Below are 19,078 nucleotides of genomic sequence, written 5' to 3' on the forward strand. Positions count from 1 at the left end.
CCTGCGCGGGCGGCGCGACCGGGCCGCCAGGGGCACGCGCGAGGAACGCCTCGCCGCCTGGACCGAGGAGGCCGTCCGGGACGCGTGGGCCGAGCGCCGCCGGATCGCCGCCGGGCTGGAGACCACCGTGCTGGCGCGCACCGCCGACATGGTCGCGGAGGCGGAGGCGGGCCGGCTCGACGCGACCGCCGAACGCGCCCGCGAGGCCCTGGCCGCGATGCGCGCCCTGCTCGACACGGTCCGGGAGGGCGAGACGGAGCGCGAACTGCGGCCGCAGCCCACCCTCCAGGCTCTCGACCTGCTCGCTCATCAGTGCCGGGCCACCGGCCGCGACGTAGAGATACGGCTGACCGACCGCGTGCCGGAGCGGCTGCCCACCGTGGTGGACCTGGCCGCCTACCATGCCGCCGAGACGGTGCTCGCGGCCGGCGGCGAGGAGCCCGCGGTGCTCGAACTCGATGCGGACGACGATAGGTTGACGCTCACGGCCACCGGGGTGCCCCACGCCGCCCGCCCCGCCGTACGGGAGCGGCTGGCGGCGCGGGTCGCGGCGCTCGGCGGCACCCTGTCCACCGGTCCGGCGGGCACGGTCCGCCTCCTGCTGCCCCTCGCTCCGGGTGGGGCGGCCGGGGCCGACGCGGAGGGGGCCGACGGCGGACCCACCCGCGGGGACGGACCCCCGACCGCTGTCGCGCCGGTCGTCGAGCAGGGCGACGAGGAGGAGAGGAAGCGATGAGCCTCAGCGTGCTGGTCGTCGACGACCAGGGCATCGTACGGGCGGGATTCGCAGCCGTGATCGACGCCGAGGAGGACATGACGGTCGTCGGCGAGGCCGGCGACGGCGCCGCCGCGGTACGTCTCGCCGAAGAGCTGGCGCCCGATGTGATCGTCATGGACGTCCGGATGCCCGAACTGGACGGGATCGCCGCCACCCGGATCATCACCGGCCGGGAGAACGCGCCCCGTGTCCTGGTGCTGACCACCTTCGACCTCGACGCGTACGTCTTCGACGCGCTGCGGGCCGGCGCCTCCGGTTTCCTGCTCAAGGACGTGCATGCCTCCGAACTGCTGCACGGCATCCGGGTGGTGGCCGCCGGAGAGAGCGTGCTCGCCCCGTCCGCGACCCGTCGGCTCATCGGCCACTACGCGTCCGGAGCGGGTACCGGGTTCCGGGCCGAGAGCGGTCCCCGCGCGCTGGAGAGCCTCACCCAACGCGAACGGTTCGTCCTCTCCCTGGTCGCGTCCGGGCTGAACAACGCGGAGATCGCCGAGGAACTCGGCATCACCGTCGGCACCGTGAAGTCCCATGTGAACGCGCTGCTGCGCAAGCTCGGGCTGCGCGATCGCGTGCAGGCCACGATCCTCGCGTACGACCTCGGCCTCGCCCGCCCGAACCCGCCCGGCACCCACACACCATGACCACCACCACCGAGGAGTCCACCGTCGTGACCGGTTCCGGCCGATCCCTTCCCCGTCGTCTGCGCCACGCACTCAGCGACGTCGTCGCCCGCGTCTACCTCGCGGCCTGCGCCGCCCTGCTCGTGTGGGCGCTCGTGGTGACCGTCGGCGACAGCTCGGACGAGTCCATGGCGGGTGTCATCCCGCTGCTCGCCACCGCGCCGTTCAGCTTCGTGCTGCTCCTGCTGCCGGACCACGAAGCGATGCTCGTCGTCGCCGTCGTTCTCGGGGCGCTGGTCAACGCTGTGGTCATCGGCTGGTGCTCCCGCGCACTGCGCCGCGGCCAAAGCCCGGACCCTTCGTCCTGAGACACGTCCGCCAAGCGCGACGCGGCCAGGGTGCGGAACCAAGCGCGTGCGTGAAGGAACACTGATGGCCGAGGGACCGACGGCCGGCCTGAGGCTGACCGGACCCGCTCGCAACCAGGGCCCCATGGTGAGAGTAGCGGCGGGAAAGCCGCTCTGACCTCAGTGAATGGAACGCTTTCCGCGCACAAAGATGCGTCAGCTCGTCGTTGACCGGCGATCCGCGACAGGGCCAGGCTGGTGGAGCCCTACCGGATTGGCGATCCCCCCGTTCTCGGTCGCCGAACTGAGCGCAGGAGGCCGTGATGCTTCAGACAGACACCCGTGAACACACCGAGTTCCGGGAAGACCACGACGTGGCCACCGAGGCCACGGCTGCGCCCGCCACGCCCACCGCGCCGGTGGTCTGCGGCGAACTGTTCTTCCAGCGCTGCCTCTGGTGCGGCACTCCGGCCTACCGCCGTTCGTTCTGCCATGCCTGCGGGTCCATGGCCTTCAAAAAGGAACGCAGCGCGGGCGTCGGGGTCGCCGTCCGCCGCATCGGCCATGCCCAGCACAACACGTGGTTCGTCGCGATGGACGAGGGCTTCAACCTGCTCTGCCAGATCACCGGGACTTCGCCGGTCGTGGTCGCGGTCGGGGCAAGGGTGAGTGTCGTACGGGCCGCCGCCCCCCTCGGTCAGGGCCTTCCCGTCGTCGAGCTCACCCGCCCGGCACCGCCCTTGGACCGCTGGTGGTAACGGGACCGCGCTTCCGACCACACCTCCGCCCTGTACGGAGCGGTCACATGACCGCTCTTGGCGCAGGCACCACGACCCGCCCGACCACCGCAATCACCTCAACAACCGTAACCACAAGGAACCCACGATGAGTCGCAAGCCGATGAAGGACCCTCTCGACCTGCTCGACCTCTCCTCCACCCTCACCGAGGAGGAACGCGAGATCCAGGCCACCGTCGCCAGGTTCCTCGCCGACCGGGTGCGCCCGCACATCGCCGAGTGGTTCGAGAACGCGCACTTTGCCCGCGAACTCGCCCCAGAGCTCGGCAAGTTGGGCGTGCTCGGCATGCACCTCGAAGGGTACGGCTGCGCCGGCACCAACGCCGTCAGCTACGGACTGGCCTGTCTGGAGCTGGAGGCGGCGGACTCCGGATTCCGCAGCTTCGTCTCCGTGCAGGGCTCGCTGTCGATGTTCTCCATCTGGAAGTGGGGCTCGGAGGAGCAGAAGCAGGAGTGGCTGCCCCGGCTCGCCGCCGGTGAGGCGATCGGCTGCTTCGGCCTGACCGAGCCCGACTTCGGCAGCAACCCCTCCGGGATGCGCACCAGGGCCGTCCGTGACGGCGACGACTGGATCCTGAACGGCTCCAAGATGTGGATCACCAACGGCGGCATCGCCGACGTGGCCACCGTGTGGGCGCAGACCGAGGACGGCGTCCGCGGCTTCCTCGTGCCGCGCGGGACGCCCGGCTTCACCACGCAGGACATCAAGCAGAAGATGTCGCTGCGCGCGTCCATCACCTCGGAGCTGTACTTCGACAACGTACGGCTGCCCGACTCCGCGCGGCTGCCGCTCGCGGAGGGCCTGCGCGGACCGCTGTCCTGCCTGAACGAGGCCCGCTTCGGCATCCTGTTCGGCGCGGTCGGCGCGGCCCGCGACTGCATCCAGACAGCCATCGAGTACGCCGACTCCCGCGTCCAGTTCGACAAGCCGATCAGCGCCTTCCAACTCACCCAGAAGAAGCTCGCCGACATGAGCGTGTCCCTGAGCAGCGCCGCACTGATCGCCGTGCACCTGGGCCGGCTCAAGGACCAGCACCGCATCAGGCCCGAGCAGATCAGCGTCGGCAAGCTCAACAACGTCCGGGAAGCGATCGCCATCGCCCGGGAGTGCCGCACCGTCCTGGGGGCCAACGGCATCTCCCTCGAGTACTCACCGCTGCGCCACGCCAACAACCTGGAGTCCGTCCTGACCTACGAAGGCACCAGCGAGATGCACACCCTGGTCGTCGGGCAGGCGCTCACCGGCCAGCCGGCGTTCCGCTGATCACTGACTGCTGAAGGAAGACGCCCGTGAACATCGTCGTACTCGTCAAGCAGGTCCCGGACACCGGAGCGGAACGCACCCTGTCCCAGGCCGACCACACCCTCGACCGCGAGGACGCCGACCTCGTCCTGGACGAGATCAACGAGCGCGCCGCCGAAGAGGCCCTGAGGCTGAAGGAGACGGCGGACGCCCACATCACCGTCGTCTCCATGGGACCCGACTCCGCACTCGACGCCATCCGCAAGGTCCTGGCGATGGGCGGCGACCGGGGAATCCACGTCTGCGACGACAGGCTGCACGGCGCCGACGTACTGACCACCGCGAAGGTCCTGGCGGCCGCCGTACGGACCGTGACGGACGTCGACCTGGTGCTGGCGGGCAACGCGACCACCGACGGACAGGCGAGCGCGGTCCCCGCCGTCGTCGCGGACCTGCTCGCCCTGCCGCAACTGACCCAGGTGCGCAAGCTCGACGTGGCCGAGGGTCGGGTGCGCGCCGAACGCGAGACCGAGAACGGCGAGGCGACGCTGGACGCGCCGCTGCCCGCGCTGGTCAGCGTCACCGAGAAGATCAACGAGCCGCGCTACCCCTCGTTCAAGGGGATCATGGCCGCCAAGAAGAAGCCGGTGGACACGGTCGACCTCGACGACCTGTTCCCCGACGCGGCCGCATTCCCGGTGACCCGCACTCGCGTCGTGGAGGCCGTACCGCGTCCCCCGCGAGCCGCCGGAACCCGCATCGCGGACGACGGCTCGGCCGGCCGGCAGCTCGCCGCATACCTGATCGCCCAGAAACTCGTCTGAACCGCTGAACCGCCCGACCAAGAAAACAGGCCCATGCCCCATGTCCTCGTACTCGTCGACCACGACGGGGATCGTGTCAACAAATCCACATATGAACTCCTGGCCGCCGCACGGCGACTGGGAGACCCGGCCGCCGTCGTCGTGGGAACCCCCGGCACAGCGGCGCGCCTCGGGCGATCGCTCGCACGTCACGGCGCCACAAGCGTCCACGCCGCGGAATCCACCGAGGCGGCAGAGTTTCTCGTCACGCCCGCCGTCGACGCCCTGGAACTCGCGGTCCGTGAAACGTCTCCAGCCGCCGTGCTGGTCTCCGCCACGACGGACGGCCGGGAGGCGGCCGCGCGTCTCGCCGCGCGGCTGGACGCCGGGCTGCTGATCGACGCGGTCGACCTGGACTCGTCCGGGGTGGTCACTCAGATCGTCTTCGGGGGGTCGTACACCGTGCGCTCCCAGGCCACCCATGGCATACCCGTGATCACTGTGCGCCCGGGAGCCTTCGAGCCCGAGGAGCATCCCGGGGAGGCCGTGGAGCGGACACTCACCCTGCCGGGGGTCGACCCCGGGACGTCCGCCCGCATCACCGCCCGGCGCGCCGCGCCCGCGGGCGACCGGCCCGGGCTCACCGAGGCGACCGTCGTCGTCTCCGGAGGCCGCGGTGTCGGCGGGACGGACGGCTTCAAGGTGGTGGAGGAGCTGGCCGACGCCCTGGGAGGCGCGGTGGGCGCCTCGCGCGCCGCGGTGGACGCGGGCTACTACCCGCACCAGTTCCAGGTCGGGCAGACCGGCAAGTCCGTCTCTGCCCAGCTGTACATCGCCCTGGGAATCTCCGGGGCCATCCAGCACCTCGCCGGGATGCAGACCTCCAAGACGATCGTCGCGGTCAACAAGGACCCGGAGGCACCGATCCTCGACCTAGCCGACTACAGCGTGGTGGGCGACCTGTTCGAGGTGGCTCCCCAGCTCACGCAGGAAGTGGCCGCCCGCCGCACAGGCAGTTGAGGTGTTTCGCAGTCTGAGAGGGCGACTCCGAGACTGACGCCGGCCTTGAGGTCCGGACGGTTCGGCTCGACGGCGCGGAGGGGCCCGCGGTGGGGGCGTGTTTCGCGGGGTTCAACCGCCATCGGATGGTCGGAGAGTGGCGGACCGTCTCGCACGTCGTCGAGATCGAGGAGCAGCGGGTTTTCGGCTGGGCGGTCGTGGACCCGGACGGCCGCTACGGTGACCCGGTCCCGGACCCCGCGAAGCCGCTGGCCACATGGCGCTTCGAGCGAGCCCGAGGGAACCGGTACCAGGCTGCGGCAGTTCGCCCGGATCGGACCGGGCCGCTCCGGGGTCAGCCTGGCGATCGACCGCGCCCCGGAGCGGGAGGAGGGCATCGTGGCCTTCCGGCTCGCTGAGCTCCGTACGAACATGGAAGCCACCCTGTGCGGCATCAAGGCGCTCGCCGAGGAGGCCGACTGGGAACAGGTCCCGGCAAGGTAGTCCGGGCCGATCATGACCGGCGCCGTTCCACGTTGACTGGGAGAGGGCCCGCGTGCGAACCCACGCGGGCCTTCCTCGCGTCCCGTTACCGGCCCCTCGGGGGACCGGTGGCCCGTGGCAGCCATCTGTTCATGAGACGGCCAGGCGCCTGAACCGGCTGCCGTGGAACACCAGTGGCTCCCGGTCGGGTTCGGCTTTCAGACCGTGGATTTCCAGCAGGACGATCGTGTGGTCGCCTCCGGGGAACTCGGCGTAGGGCGAGCAGTCCAGCCAGAGGTTGGCACCGTGGATGTACACGCTGCCGCCTTCGTCGGCTTCCCAGTCGACGTCCGCGAACCGGTCCCCGTCCTTGCCGGCCAGCGAACGGCATACCAGGTCCTGTCCCTCGGCCAGCACGCTCAGGCCCAGGCGGCTCTGCTTCCGCAGCTTCGGCCAGGTCGACGAGGTGTCCTGGACGCAGACCGACACCAGAGGGGGTTCAAGGGAGACCGGAGTGAACGTGCTGGCGGCCATGCCCACCGGCGTACCGGAATCAAGTGAGCACAGGGCTGTCACCCCGGACGGGAAGCAGCCGAACGCCTGGCGCAGCGCGGCGGGATCTGTCGGTGTCGCGACGAGCGGGCTCATCCGGCATTCTCCTGACCCGACAGGACCGCGCCCAGGCGCCGCAGCGAGCCGTTGTTGCCGGCCACGTGCTGGGAGACGCAGCGGACGTCGCGCCAGCGACGCTGCATCGGGTTGCTGCTGTACAGTCCCGCGCTGCCCGACAGCGTCATGATCTCGTTGAGGATCCGGATGCCTTCGTGATGGATGTGCTGGTGGCCGCCGGTGTAGCTGAACCACTCGGTCGGCGTGGGTTCCTCTCCCGCGAGTGCCCGGTCCATGACGGTGCGGCCCGTCTGCTCCAGCAGGGCCGTCAGCGCCGCCGTGCGCAGGTGCAGCTCCGCGAACTTCTCCTGGAACACGGGATCATCACCGATGACCACCCTGGGGTTGAACGCCGGCCGCTTGGTGGCGGCCAGTTCGGCGAGATCGCCGAGCGCACCCTCCAGACAGCCGACGATGACGGCGTCGTGCGAGGCACCGGTGGCGGAGTACGGCAGGTCGTAGAAGGGAGCGGGGATGCTGTTGTCGCCCACCAGCGGGCCCGTGAAGTGCTCGGGCACGAACACGTCGTCCATCGTGAAGTCGGTGCTCTGGGTGGCACGCAGGCCCACCGCGTCCCAGGTGTCGAGGAAAGCCACCTGCTCGGGGCGGACCAGCGCGACGCGCATGTCCGGGCGGCCGTCCGGCAGCGGGGGCGCGCCCTCGACGGTGAAGCCCGCGACGATCCAGTCCGGGGTGAACGAGCCGCTGGCCAGCGGCCAGCGGCCACTGATCCGGTAGCCGCCCTCCACCGGCGTCGCCCTGCCCTTCGGGGCTATCGCCCCACGGAGCATCAGGTCGCCGCCGTTGCCGAAGACTTCTTTCTCGAACGTCTCCTGGGGCAGCGAGCGCACGAAGAACCAGGCCATCGAGGCTGCCTGCACGGTCCAGCCGGTCGAGCCGTCGGCCCGCGAGAGTTCCCGGACCACTTGAGCGCTCTCCACCAGGTCGAGCTGTTCGCCGCCCCATGCCCTGGGCAGGCTCATCCGGAACACACCGGCCCGGCGCAGGGCGGTGATGATTTCTGCGGGGACCGCCCGGGCGGCCTCGGCCTCGGCGGAGCGTGCCGCGATCTCGGGCAGATGTGCGCGGACGCGGCCGAGCACGCTGTCGTCGGTTCCCCGGTTCTGGGACTGGGTGGCCTCGAGCAATGTCGTCATGATCGATCCTTGAGAGTGCTTGCGGTCCGGAGTGCTGGGCGCGGCCGCTCCCGCAGGAGGACGGCGGACGCTCCGGGGAGCTGGGCGGTGTAGGACGGCGGCCTCGGTCGCGGGGGCCGTGTCGTGCTCGTCCTGCACGGATCCCGGCCGATGCTGCTTCCTGGTCACTGGCCCGAATGATGTGGGGCGCGGCACATGTCCCGCTTGTGTACCGGAGCACAGGTAATTTGCTTGGCTGAGAACTGCTTCTGGCCGGCAGCGGCGGACGACCGGCGCGCCGGTCGGTGGCGGCCTCCTCGCGCCCGGGCTGACCCTGGTGGGACGACGGCCAAGTGATCCCTCGCGGGGCCGGTTGCGGATCGCCCGGGGTGACTTAAACTCCCTCGCCAGGAGGAGGGCCGTCCCAGCCCGTCTTCTCGGGGACCGGATGCGCCAGGAGGAGAGCCGCATGCCCCGGATAACGACGCCGAGCGATGGCACGGCCGACGAAAGACTGGAATGCTGGCGGGACGCCGTCAGCCAGAACCTCGTGCCGCTGGAGGTTCTGCCGCGCGAGGGCCCCGACTTCCGCGCGTCACTGCACGCCGCCCAGGTCGGCCAGGTACAGATGTCGGTCATCACGGCTGAACCGCACAGCATCGCGCGCACCCGTCAGCACATCGGCTCCGACGCGCCCGACCTCTTCCAGCTCACCTTGCAGCTCACCGGGCACGGGATGCTCACCCAGAGGGACCGCCAGGCCCGGGTGGGACCGGGCGAACTGGTGATCTACGACACCCGCCGTCCCTTCACCTACGACTTGGATCAGTCCCACACCGGCCTGGTACTGATGTTCCCGCGCGCCATGCTGCAGATGACGGAACGTGAGCTGGCGCGGGTGACGGCGACCGTGGTGCCGTGCCATGACGGGCTCGGCCAGGTGGTACGGCCCTTCCTGTACGGGCTGGCGCGGCAGATGGAGCACCTGGAGTCCCGCGGCACGCCCCGGCTCGCCGACAACGTGGTCGATCTGGTCGGCACGCTGCTCGCGGAGCACGCGGGCGCGGACCACGCAGCCGTGGACGACGGTCCGGGCCTGCTCACCCAGCGCATCCTCGTTCACATGGAGCAGCGGATCGCCGACCCGCGGCTGAGCCCCGAGGGGATCGCGGCCGCCCACCGCATCTCCCGCCGCTACCTGTACAAGTTGCTGGCCGAACAGGGGTACACCGTCTCGGGGTGGATACGGGAACAGCGTCTCGCCCGGTGCCGGCGCGACCTCGCCGATCCGGCCCTGGACCACCTTCCGGTCGGCGCCATCGGCGGGCGCTGGGGTTTCCCGGACCCGGCCCACTTCAGCCACGCCTTCAAGGCGGCTTACGGCATGAGCCCCCGGGAGGCGCGCGCGGCCCGTGGATGAGGGCGGTCGGCGATCAGCAGGGACGATCCAGCGTCACGGTTTGATGGCCACTGCGCCGAACTGCGGGACTGTGGCAGGGGAGTCGGACTCGGCGCGCCAGTGTGCGCACGAGACAATGCCCGGGGCGAGGAGGTCCAGGCCGTCGAAGAAGGCGGTGATCTCGGCGCGGCTGCGGGCGGTGATCGGCGGGGTGGCGTTCTCGTTCCAGAACTTCATGGCTGCGATGTTGCCCTCGCCGCCGAGGTCGGCGTCGGTGGTGGGGTGGGTCAGGACCAGATAGCTGCCGGAGGGGACCGAGGCCAGGATCTGGCGCACGATGTCCTGCGCCTGGCCGGTGTCGAGGACGAAGTTGAGGATGCCGAGCATCATGACCGCGACGGGCCGGCCGAGGTCGAGGGTCGCCGCGGCGCCCTGGAGGATGGCGTCCGGATGGTGGGCGTCAGCTTCGATGTAGGCGGTGGCGCCCTCGGGGGCGCTGGTCAGCAGGGCGCGGGCGTGGGCGAGCACGGTGGGGTCGTTGTCGACGTACACGATCCGCGAGTCGGCCGCGATGCGCTGGGCGATCTCATGGGTGTTGTCCAGGGTCGGCAGTCCGGTGCCGATGTCCAGGAACTGCCGCACCCCGCGGTCGGCGGCCAGGAATTGGACGGTGCGGCTCAGGAAGGCGCGGTCCGCGCGAGCCACATCCCGGATCACCGGGAACATCGAGGCGACCCGCTCGCCGACCCGCTGGTCGACCTCGTAGTTGTCTTTCCCGCCGATCCAGTAGTTCCAGACCCGGGCATTGTGGGCCACCTCGGTATTGAGCAGCCCCGATCTGCCTGACGGGCGCTGGGTCTCACTCACGTCTTCCCCTCCCTGCACGCCCATGATGTGTTCGGGGCGTATGCGGCCGCCGCGGCGGCATGGACCTTCGCCGCCATTGTGCCGCCCGTTGATCACGGCGTCCCGGAGTTCGGAGTCAGATGCTCAGGTTCCCGTCTCCGGACGTGTGGCTCGGTTCCGCGGCCGGGTCCTGGTCAGTCCCGTCTCCACGGCGGAGAGCAGGGCGAGAGCGGCGTCGAGGTGTTCGGTGTCGTGGTTGGCGGCCTCGGCGAGGGTCGTGGCCCATTCCCGCCGGACGAGGATGGTGTTGTTGCGTCCGCGCTCGGTGGAGTGGACCGTCACCCCGCGACCGTCGCCCGAGTGGGTGCGCCGCTCGATGAAGCCCTTCTGTTCGAGCCCACGTAGGACGGTGGAGAGGTTGGTGCGCTGGAGCCCGGTCGCGGCGGCGATGCGGCTGGGCGCGGCGTCGGGGTCGCTCTTCAGGTAGCGCATCACCATGCCCTCGGACTGCGACAGGTGGACAGCCCGCTCGTCCGTGTAGCGGCGGAACTGGATCTCCCGGCTGATGATCAGTACGAGGTCGGCCAGTTCGGCCCACCGTTGCTCGTGGTCCGGCCCTGCTGTCGGGCCTGTCTGGTGCGCATGGTCCTCCGTCACGGCTCCAGGGTACGGGCTTGCCGCCAGTTGGTTATGAGGGCATACTCGTTATGTGCTTATAGTTATGAGCACATAACTTCTGCTGATCTGCTCTCTGGAGCTGTCATGACGACAACCACCTCCCCCTCACAGGCCGGGTCGACCGCGCTCTCGCCCCATGCCACGGCCCGCGCGGGCGGGCTGCACCCCGTGGGAGTGTTCATCCTGCTGTCCGGCGCGTTCCTGCCGATCATGGACTTCTTCATCACCAACGTGGCCCTGCCCAGCATCGACGCATCGCTGCACGCCTCGGCGTCGTCGCTGGAGCTGGTCATCGCCGGGTACGGAGTGGCGTACGCGACCCTGCTGGTCCTCGGCGGCCGGCTCGGCGACCGCTACGGCCGCCGCCGCATCTTCCTCGGCGCGTTGGTGTGCTTCGTCCTGGCCTCGCTGGCCTGCGGCATCGCCCCGACCGTGGGGGCGCTGATCGCTGCCCGTATCGTCCAGGGCGCCACCGCCGCCCTGCTCATTCCGCAGGTGCTGGCGACCTTCCACCACGTCCTGGAAGGGGAACGCAAGGCCCGCGCCGTGGCCCTGTACGGGGCGACCTCCGGAATCGCCGCGGTCGTAGGGCAGCTGGTGGGTGGCCTGCTGGTCGGCGCGGACATCGCCGGCACCTCCTGGCGGCCGATCTTCCTGGTCAACGTGCCCATCGGCGTGGTCGTACTGATCGTGGCGGCACGGGTCGTGCCCGACACCCGCTCGCACCACCCGGTCGGCATCGACCTGCCCGGCACCGTGCTGTTCGCCGCCACCCTGACCGCCCTGCTCGTGCCGCTGACCGAGGGTCACTCCCTGGGCTGGCCCTGGTGGTCCTGGCTGCTGCTCGCCGTCGCGGTCGTCCTCGGCGCCGCCACCTTCGCTGTGGAGAAGCGTGCCGAGCGGCGCGGCGAGGTACCGCTGCTGCCGCCGTCCCTGCTTCGACTGCCGTCCATGTCCCGCGGCCTGGCCATGGTGTTCGCCTTCAGCATCGGCTTCGGCGCCTTCATGTTCGTCTTCGCCCTCACCGTCCAGAACGGACTGCACGCCGACGCCCTGCACGGCGGCCTGGCGATCCTGCCCATGGCCCTGCTCTTCTTCGCCGGTTCGCTGGTCGCGCCCCGCGTGATCACACGATTCGGCCGGGCCGCGCTGTCCGCCGGTGCGGTCGTCCAACTCGCGGGGCTGGTCTCACTGGTGACGGTCCTGCTGGTGCAATGGCCGCACGTCAGCCTCTGGGCCATGGCCGTGCCGCTCGCCCTGGTCGGTGCCGGGCAGTCGATGCTCTTCGCCGGCTTGTTCCGCAGTGTGCTGGCCGACGTCCCCACCCACCTCGGCGGCATCGGCAGCGGTGTGCTGATAACCCTGCAGCAGAGTGGACTCGCCCTCGGTGTGGCCACCTTGGGCACCCTCTACCTGTCCCTGGCGCCACACGGCGTCGCGCACGCCTTCGCCGGCGTCGAGTACGTGCAGATGGGCATCGTCGCCCTGCTCGCGGTCGGTGCCGCCGCCCTGCCGCGCCTCACCGACTCCGCGTCGGCTTCCACCCCGGTTGTCGACGCCTGACGCCGGCCCTCTCCCAAGGGAGCAGTGATGAGTCTTCTCGACTTGTCGCGATGGCAGTTCGCCATCACCGTCATGTTCCACATGACCTTTCCGGCCATCACCGTCGGCCTGTCGATCTTCCTGTCGGTCGTCTACGGCATGTACTGGCGTACCGGCAAGGCGGTCTACCTGCAGATGTTCCGGTTCTGGCGGCGCATCTTCGCCGTCGGCTTCGCGATCGGCGTGGTCGCCGGCGCCGTCATCACGTTCCAGATGGGTCTCAACTGGGGTGTGTACGGGGCGAAGACGGGCCCGATCATCGGGCCGATCATCGGCATGGAGGTCGTGACCGCCTTCTTCGTCGAGGCCGGCTTCATCGGCGTCCTGCTCTACGGGGACGGCCGCGTCCGCAAGGGCACGATGTTCGTGTCCACCGTGATGGTGTCGGTGGGCACCATCCTGTCGTCCACGTGGATCATCGCGGCGAACTCGTGGATGCAGACGCCCGCCGGATTCAAGGTCGTCCATGGTCAGTTCGAGCCCACGGACTGGATGCGCGTCATCTTCAACCCGTCCTTCATCTGGCGCTGGCCGCACATGCTGGCCGGGGTGCTGATCTCGGCGAGCTTCTTCGTGGCCGGGATCTCGGCCTGGTATCTGGTCAAGGGGCGCGCGAAGGGCTTCGCCCGCTGCTCGATGTCGCTCGCGCTCGGGATCGCCGCGCTGCTGATGCCCGTTCAGCTCTACCTCGGTGACAGCGTGGCTGGGCATGAACTGCCGTACCAGCTGTCGAAGTTGGAGGCGATCGAGGGCAACTGGGACAACGGCAACACCGGCTTCGTCCTGTTCTCCGTCCCGGACCAGCAAGCCGCGCGCAACATCGCCGAGCTCGACATTCCCTGCCTCGGCAGTTACATCGCCAAGGACCTCACCTGCAAGACGGCCATGCCCGGACTGAAGCTCACACCGGCAGCCGACCGGCCGGACATGGCCGCGACCTTCTGGGGCTTCCGCGTCATGTTCCTGGCGGCCGTGCTGATGTTCGGCACGGCGTTCGCCGCCACGGTCCTGCGCATCCGCAACCGCCTGTGGACCGCGTGCCGCTTCCACAGGTTCGTCCTCTGGACGACCCCGGCGGGGATCCTGGCCATCCTCGGGGGCTGGGTGACCGCCGAAGCGGGACGGCAGCCGTGGATCGTGTTCGGGCAACTCCGTACCTCGGACGCGGTGTCCCGCCTGGCGCCCGGCGAAGTCCTGTTCTCGGTGATCGGCTTCTCCGTGCTCTACCTGATCATGCTGGTGGCCTACGTCGTCTACATCGTTCGCACCATGCGCATCGGCCCGGAACGCGACGACCCCGGGCAGCAACCCCCACCGGAGGACCTGCCGGACACCGGACGGAGCCGTCCCGCCGAGGACACCGCGCCGCGGGAGCTTCCCGTACCGCTCGGCTCCCGGGAGGTGGCGGCGCGATGACCACCACCCTCTGGGCGGCGACCGTACTCGTCTGCCTTCTGATGTACGTCGTGCTGGACGGCTACGACCTGGGTATCGGCGTGGCCACCCTCTTCGAACGCGACCCCGTGCACCGGCGGCACATGCTGGAGTCCGTAGCGGTGGGCTGGGACGGCAACGAGACCTGGCTCATCCTGCTCGGCGTCGCGCTCTGGGCGGGCTTCCCCCTGGCCTTCGGCACGATACTGCCGCACGCCTATCTGCCAATGATCGTGGTGCTGTTCTCCCTCATCGTGCGCGGTGTGAGCGTCGAGATGGCGTCCCAGGCGCCGCCTGCTCCCCGCTGGACGACCGCCTTCAGTGTGGCGTCGCTGCTGGCCGCGTTCGGGCAGGGCTTCGCCCTGGGGACGCTGACTTCAGCGGTACATGTGCGCGGAAACGTCTACACCGGGTCGGCCTTCGGCGCCTTCAGCTGGTTCTGTGTGCTGTCGGGGCTCACTGTCACGGCCGCGTACACCGCTCTCGGCTACGCCTACACCAAGCACAAGTCGTCCGGACGGCTGCGGGAGTCGGCGGCCCGCCGGGGTGCGGCCGCCACGGCGGTCGGGGGAGTGCTGCTGGTCGTGCTCCTCTTCACCGTCGACGCCACCGCCGCACCGCTGGACCTCGACAGTCCGGGGCGGGCCTTCGCGTTCGCGGGGCTGCTGCTGTTCGCCGCCGGGGGAGGGGCCACCTCGCTCGTCACGTTCCCGGCGCGGCGGCAGTTCCGGGCGGCGGACAGCCTGCCTCTCGGCGGACTCGTCATCGCGACGGTGTCCGTGTTCCTCGCCCTGGCCGTGGCCCGCTACCCGGTGCTCGTGCCGCCGGGCCTGAGCGTCGACAGCGCGGCCGGGCCCCACGCCACCATGGTGTTCATCCTCGTCGGCATAGGACTGAACATGCCGCTGGTGCTGGCCTACAACGTGTTCGCCCACCGGGCCTTCGCAGGAAAGTTCCACACCGAACTCCCGGGCGACGAACCCCCGGCAGCGCACGGTCCCCTTGTCACAGGAGCAACGCTCATGACCACCCGAGACCCCGGCCACGCGGCGTCGCTGCCCGCCCCCTTGCGTGTCGTGCTGCGCCTGCTCGCCGCGGTCGTCTGGACCGTGCTGGGCCTGCTCGCCTACTTCGTCTGCCAGGGGATGTTCGGTGGCTACCGGCAGATCCACTCGCAGCTGCTGACCACCCTGGGCATGATCGCCATCGCTCTGACCGGGGGCATCGCATGGATCGTCGACGAGCGGCGCCCTCATGACGACGCATGAGACGGACGAGACGAGTGGGCCGGGCGCCGTCGGAGAGCGGCCGGACCACGACGCATGGCTCACCGCGTGCGCGGCGCCGGGACGGCACTGGTTCGGCCTGTCGGGCACCCTCCGGACGCTGGAGACCCTCTTCACGATCACCCGCTGGGGCGCCCTGGCATGGACGGCCCAGGGAGCGCTGGACCGGGCCACGGCGCACGAGACGTGGGGCCTCGCGGCCTTCGCCGTCACGAGCGCGTCGGCGGTGGGCGCCGGCTGGGCGGCGGGCACGCTCGCCGAGCGGGGCGGGCGTGCCGTCAGCACCGGCCTGCGGCGGCAGTTGACGGGGGCTCTGCTGCCGACCGCAGGGCGGATCACCGAGGCCGGTCCGGCCGAGGCCGCGTGGGCGGTGGTCGATCTCGCCGATGACGTCGCCGACTTCCACGCGCAGGTCGCGCCCCTGCGCCGGTCGGCACCGCTGTCCATGCTCGCCGTGCTGGCGGTCACGGCCGCGGTGCACTGGCCGGCCGCGATCGTGCTCGTCCTGACCACCGCGCTGCTACCGCTCAACATGCGCCTGGCGGGGCTGTTCGCCCAGCACGGAGCCGACCGTCAACTGGCCGCGACCCGGCACCTGAACGCCGTCGTCCTCGACAGCTTCCGCGGCATGCGGACGCTGCGCGAGCTCGGCGCGGTCGGCCGACGCGGTCGCACCCTGACCACGGCCGCCGAGCGGCTGAACAAGGCGACGACGAGCGTGCTGCGGCGCGCCTTCCTGTCCGGGATGATCATGGACGTCGTCATCACGTTCTCCATCGCGGTGAACGCCACCTACATCGGCCTGTCGCTGCTCAACTACGTGCACGTACCGCACGCCCCGAGGCTCACCCTGTTCACCGGACTGCTGGTGCTGCTCGTCTGTCCGATGTACTTCGCCCCGATGCGCGCCAGAGCTTCCGCCTTCCATCAGCGGGAGCGCGCTCTGAACGCGGCCGGCACCATCCGTGACATCGTCGAGGACACCCCCGCCGCGGTGGCGCGGGCGGCCCGTCCGCAGCCGACCGAGGCGGTCGGTGTGTCGCTGACACAGGTCCGGTTCCGCTATGGCGGCGCCGATCACGACACCATCCATGCCGACGCCGACTTCGCACCGGGAACCTGGACGGCGATCACCGGTGCCTCCGGTTCCGGAAAGAGCACGCTGCTGTCGTTGATCGCCGGTCTGCGTCTGCCATCGGCCGGCGCGGTCCGGTGGCAGACCTCGCTCGTACGACTGGCGCCGACCCTCGGCGGCTGCGCCTGGGTCGGACAACAGACGGTGCTGCTCGACGCCACCGTCCGCGACAACATCCGCCTCGGCCGCCCGGACGCCACCGAGCAACAGATACGGAAGGCGGTCGACGCCGCCGGGCTGAACGCCGTGATCGGGCGCCTCCCCGAGGGCCTGAACACCCGGCTCGGTGAAGGCGGTTGGGGTGTGTCGACCGGTGAAGCCCGTCGGATCGCCATCGCCCGCGCCTTTCTGCGCGGAGCCCGGCTCTGGCTGCTCGACGAGCCGACCGCCCACCTCGACGCGGACAGTGAACGCGAGGTCATCGAGGCCCTGCGGCGAGTCACCGACGGCTGCACCGTCATCGTCGCCACCCACTCCTTCACCCTGGCCGCCGCGGCTGACCTCGTGCTCGCGATCGACGGCGGCCTCCTGCATGACGCGGGGCTGGTGAACGCGCGGTGAGCGGCAGCCGTTGCCCGAACGTCCGTAGTCGGCGGGCACGTTCCCTCGCGACCACAGGGCTGGTACTCGCCGTCGTCGCCGAACTGTCCTCCGTCGGACTGCTCGGTCTGTCGGGCTGGTTCGTCAGCGCCTGCGCCGTCGCCGGCGCGAGCACCTTCAGCTCCTTCTCCTACATCGCCCCCAGCGGTGAGGTGCGTGCCTTCGCCATGGCACGCATCGCCGGCAACTACAGCAAGCGTCTGGTGCTGCACGCGGCCGCCCTGCGCCGGGTCGCCACCGCTCGGTCCGATCTCTTCGACCGCGCCGCGGCCACCGACCGGACACAGTCGGAGGGCCTGTGGTCGGGTGATCTGCTCGACCGCAGCATGGCCGACGCCGACAGCGCCGGGATGGCACTGATCGAGTCCACCGCACCCGTGGCCGTCACCGCCGCACTGACCGTCGGCGGCGCCCTCGCCGTCGCGGCGTCCACGGCCATCGCGCCGGCCGCCGTCCTCGCTGCCGGCGCCGTCGTCATGGCGGTGATCGCCCACCGTAGGCCCGGAGCCGCCCGCGAAGCCGAGCAGAACACCCGCAAGGCGCTGCGTGCCGAACTCGTGACCGCCGTTGACGCGTGGACGGAGATGGCCTCGCTCGGCGCCGCCGAGCAGCTCGCGGCACGCACGACGGCGAGGTTCACCCGGCTCGACAGGGCGCGGGAAGCAGCCGATCGGCGCAGGTACCGGACCACGCTGATCACCGGCCTGACCGGCGCGGCCACTCTGACCGCCACGACTGCCACCGGGGCCGGCGGCGCACCGGATGCCGCCATGCTCGTGTTCGTCGCCCTGATGTCCCTCGGCGTGTTGACCCAGGCCGAGCAGCTGGCAAACGCGGCCGAGGCCAGGGCCACCGCGACGGCCGCACACCGCAGACTCACGACGAACGGGCCGCACACCGCGAGCGCCACCACCGTGCCGGGGATACGGTCATGGTCCACCGAGCAGGGCATCGGCTTCGCCGACTACCTCCTTCCGCCGATGGCCCTGAGGCCGGGGCGCGTCCTCGGCGCCACCGTCGCCCGAGGCACGATGCTCGTCGTCACCGGCCGCTCCGGCAGCGGCAAGAGCACCCTGCTGCGGGCTCTCGCCTCGTCGCTGCGGCAAGCGGCCGAAGGACGCGACGGCCGACCCGCCGTCGTGGCCGTCGCCGCCGACGACTACCTCTTCACCGGCACACTCGGCTCCAACTGGCGTCTGGCCGACGCCGCGCTGAACGACGACGAGATCGACGAACGCCTCGCCGAACTGCGGCTGAGCGACAGCGGACTGACCGCCAAAACCTCCGTCGGCCCCGGCGGGAGGCAGCTCTCGGGCGGAGAGCTCCGACGGGTCTACCTGGGCCGCGCCCTGGCCCGCCACCCGCACGTCCTGATCGTCGACGAACCGACCACGGGCCTGGACGACCGGACCGCACGACACGTACTCGGCATCCTCACGAACCTGCCCGACACCACCGTCGTCATCGCCCTGCACGACGTACCTGCGTGTCTGAAGTCATCCGGACACGTGACCCGGCTGCCGCTCGACCACACCTCCCAGGAGGCACGATGACCACCACACGACCCCTCTCCGGAGCCGCCCAGGACCCCCTGTGCGGGCGGCAGGCCACGACGTGGTCCGATGCGGAGCTCCAGGCCCGCTTCGAACCGGCCCTGATGTTTCTCGACCGGATCTACTCGGCCGCCCTGCGCATGACGTGCCATCCGGCCGACGCCGAGGACCTCGTCCAGGAGACGTACGCCAGGGCCTACACCTCGTTCCATCAGTTCCGCGAGAGCACGAACCTCAAGGCATGGCTGTACCGCATCCTCACGACGACCTTCCTCAACTCCCGCCGCAGCCGGCAGCGCCGCCCGCAGTACGACGGTACGGCGGAGATGGAGGACTGGCAGCTGGCCCGTGCCGAGTCGCACACGTCCACGGGCCTGCGTTCGGCCGAATCGGAGGCGCTGGACCACCTGCTCGACGCGGACGTCGAAGCGGCGCTGCAGGCCATCCCCGAGGGCTTCCGTATCGTCGTGTACCTCTTCGACGTCGAGGGCTTCACCGTTCGGGAGATCGCCGACATCATGCGGACCCCCAGCGGCACGGTGCTGTCACGACTGCACCGGGGGCGCAGGCAGTTGCGCTCGCTGCTGGAGGGCTACGCCCGTGAATACCGCCTCGTCCCGGCGGGTCGGTCCCGGGGCGGTGAGCGGAAGCGATGCGGCCACGCATGACC

At 70.5% G+C, this 19,078-nt stretch carries 18 protein-coding genes and 1 pseudogene; 15 read left to right on the forward strand and 4 right to left on the reverse strand.

Annotated features, from left to right (window positions below; translation table 11 throughout):
* From FGD71_RS25195 to FGD71_RS25230, 8 genes and pseudogenes are all read left to right on the forward strand, one after another.
* A pseudogene (locus FGD71_RS25195) lies at positions 1-736 on the forward strand (sensor histidine kinase); the annotation flags it as partial.
* Positions 733-1,419 (forward strand): response regulator, encoded by a 687-nt coding sequence (locus FGD71_RS25200; RefSeq protein WP_119102799.1) that lies wholly within the window; start codon positions 733-735, stop codon positions 1,417-1,419. The pseudogene FGD71_RS25195 and the gene FGD71_RS25200, both read left to right, overlap by 4 nt.
* Positions 1,416-1,766 carry an SCO4225 family membrane protein gene (locus FGD71_RS25205; protein WP_181359268.1) on the forward strand — a complete coding sequence of 117 codons (351 nt, stop codon included), beginning with the start codon at positions 1,416-1,418 and terminating at the stop codon, positions 1,764-1,766. Before FGD71_RS25200 ends, FGD71_RS25205 begins: the two co-directional genes overlap by 4 nt.
* Before the next feature lie 302 nt (positions 1,767-2,068).
* Positions 2,069-2,503 carry a Zn-ribbon domain-containing OB-fold protein gene (locus FGD71_RS25210; RefSeq protein WP_119102800.1) on the forward strand — a complete coding sequence of 145 codons (435 nt, stop codon included), beginning with the start codon at positions 2,069-2,071 and terminating at the stop codon, positions 2,501-2,503.
* 127 nt (positions 2,504-2,630) lie between these two features.
* Positions 2,631-3,806 carry an acyl-CoA dehydrogenase family protein gene (locus FGD71_RS25215; RefSeq protein WP_219925799.1) on the forward strand — a complete coding sequence of 392 codons (1,176 nt, stop codon included), beginning with the start codon at positions 2,631-2,633 and terminating at the stop codon, positions 3,804-3,806.
* Positions 3,807-3,832: 26 nt separating this feature from the next.
* Entirely contained in the window at positions 3,833-4,609 is a 777-nt protein-coding gene (locus FGD71_RS25220; protein WP_119102802.1) for an electron transfer flavoprotein subunit beta/FixA family protein, read from the forward strand.
* 33 nt (positions 4,610-4,642) lie between these two features.
* Positions 4,643-5,608: an electron transfer flavoprotein subunit alpha/FixB family protein gene (locus FGD71_RS25225; protein WP_119102803.1), complete on the forward strand. Its 966-nt coding sequence runs from the start codon at positions 4,643-4,645 to the stop codon at positions 5,606-5,608.
* Between the two features lie 219 nt (positions 5,609-5,827).
* The gene (locus tag FGD71_RS25230; protein ID WP_119102804.1) at positions 5,828-6,091 is read left to right on the forward strand and encodes a hypothetical protein; all 264 of its coding nucleotides are present in this window, start codon (positions 5,828-5,830) and stop codon (positions 6,089-6,091) included.
* A gap of 129 nt (positions 6,092-6,220) precedes the next feature.
* On the opposite strand, the gene FGD71_RS25235 is transcribed toward FGD71_RS25230, so the two are convergent.
* Together FGD71_RS25235 and FGD71_RS25240 are read right to left on the reverse strand one after the other, a co-directional pair.
* Entirely contained in the window at positions 6,221-6,718 is a 498-nt protein-coding gene (locus FGD71_RS25235; protein WP_119102805.1) for a flavin reductase family protein, read from the reverse strand.
* Positions 6,715-7,896: an acyl-CoA dehydrogenase family protein gene (locus tag FGD71_RS25240; protein WP_119102806.1), complete on the reverse strand. Its 1,182-nt coding sequence runs from the start codon at positions 7,894-7,896 to the stop codon at positions 6,715-6,717. Before FGD71_RS25240 ends, FGD71_RS25235 begins: the two co-directional genes overlap by 4 nt.
* Positions 7,897-8,344: 448 nt before the next feature.
* Here FGD71_RS25240 and FGD71_RS25245 point away from each other — a divergent pair, with 448 nt between their 5' ends.
* Positions 8,345-9,295, forward strand: coding sequence for an AraC-like ligand-binding domain-containing protein (locus FGD71_RS25245; protein WP_162931219.1), 951 nt, complete (start codon positions 8,345-8,347; stop codon positions 9,293-9,295).
* Between the two features lie 33 nt (positions 9,296-9,328).
* Here FGD71_RS25245 and FGD71_RS25250 read toward each other — a convergent pair whose 3' ends face one another.
* Positions 9,329-10,165: an SAM-dependent methyltransferase gene (locus FGD71_RS25250; protein ID WP_119102808.1), complete on the reverse strand. Its 837-nt coding sequence runs from the start codon at positions 10,163-10,165 to the stop codon at positions 9,329-9,331.
* Between the two features lie 99 nt (positions 10,166-10,264).
* On the reverse strand, positions 10,265-10,777 hold the full coding sequence (locus FGD71_RS25255; protein WP_119102809.1) for a MarR family winged helix-turn-helix transcriptional regulator: 513 nt from the start codon (positions 10,775-10,777) through the stop codon (positions 10,265-10,267).
* Positions 10,778-10,882: 105 nt separating this feature from the next.
* On the opposite strand from FGD71_RS25255, the gene FGD71_RS25260 reads away from it, so the two are divergent.
* From FGD71_RS25260 to FGD71_RS25285, 6 genes are read left to right on the forward strand one after another with little or no spacing between them, the layout of a single operon-like run.
* The gene (locus FGD71_RS25260; protein WP_119102810.1) at positions 10,883-12,361 is read left to right on the forward strand and encodes an MFS transporter; all 1,479 of its coding nucleotides are present in this window, start codon (positions 10,883-10,885) and stop codon (positions 12,359-12,361) included.
* Between the two features lie 27 nt (positions 12,362-12,388).
* Positions 12,389-13,816, forward strand: a complete 1,428-nt coding sequence (locus FGD71_RS25265; protein ID WP_119102811.1) for a cytochrome ubiquinol oxidase subunit I — start codon at positions 12,389-12,391, stop codon at positions 13,814-13,816.
* Positions 13,813-15,102 (forward strand): cytochrome d ubiquinol oxidase subunit II, encoded by a 1,290-nt coding sequence (locus FGD71_RS25270; RefSeq protein ID WP_119102812.1) that lies wholly within the window; start codon positions 13,813-13,815, stop codon positions 15,100-15,102. Before FGD71_RS25265 ends, FGD71_RS25270 begins: the two co-directional genes overlap by 4 nt.
* The gene (locus tag FGD71_RS25275) at positions 15,089-16,816 is read left to right on the forward strand and encodes an ABC transporter ATP-binding protein/permease (RefSeq protein ID WP_119102813.1); all 1,728 of its coding nucleotides are present in this window, start codon (positions 15,089-15,091) and stop codon (positions 16,814-16,816) included. Before FGD71_RS25270 ends, FGD71_RS25275 begins: the two co-directional genes overlap by 14 nt.
* Positions 16,813-18,408, forward strand: coding sequence for an ATP-binding cassette domain-containing protein (locus FGD71_RS48010; RefSeq protein ID WP_119102814.1), 1,596 nt, complete (start codon positions 16,813-16,815; stop codon positions 18,406-18,408). The genes FGD71_RS25275 and FGD71_RS48010 overlap by 4 nt, the downstream gene beginning before the upstream one ends.
* Positions 18,405-19,076, forward strand: coding sequence for a sigma-70 family RNA polymerase sigma factor (locus tag FGD71_RS25285; protein WP_119102815.1), 672 nt, complete (start codon positions 18,405-18,407; stop codon positions 19,074-19,076). Before FGD71_RS48010 ends, FGD71_RS25285 begins: the two co-directional genes overlap by 4 nt.
* The last annotated feature ends 2 nt before the right edge of the window (positions 19,077-19,078 follow it).

It is taken from the genome of Streptomyces sporangiiformans, from assembly GCF_005768555.2.
In the GTDB taxonomy this organism is placed as follows: Bacteria; Actinomycetota; Actinomycetes; order Streptomycetales; family Streptomycetaceae; genus Streptomyces; species Streptomyces sporangiiformans.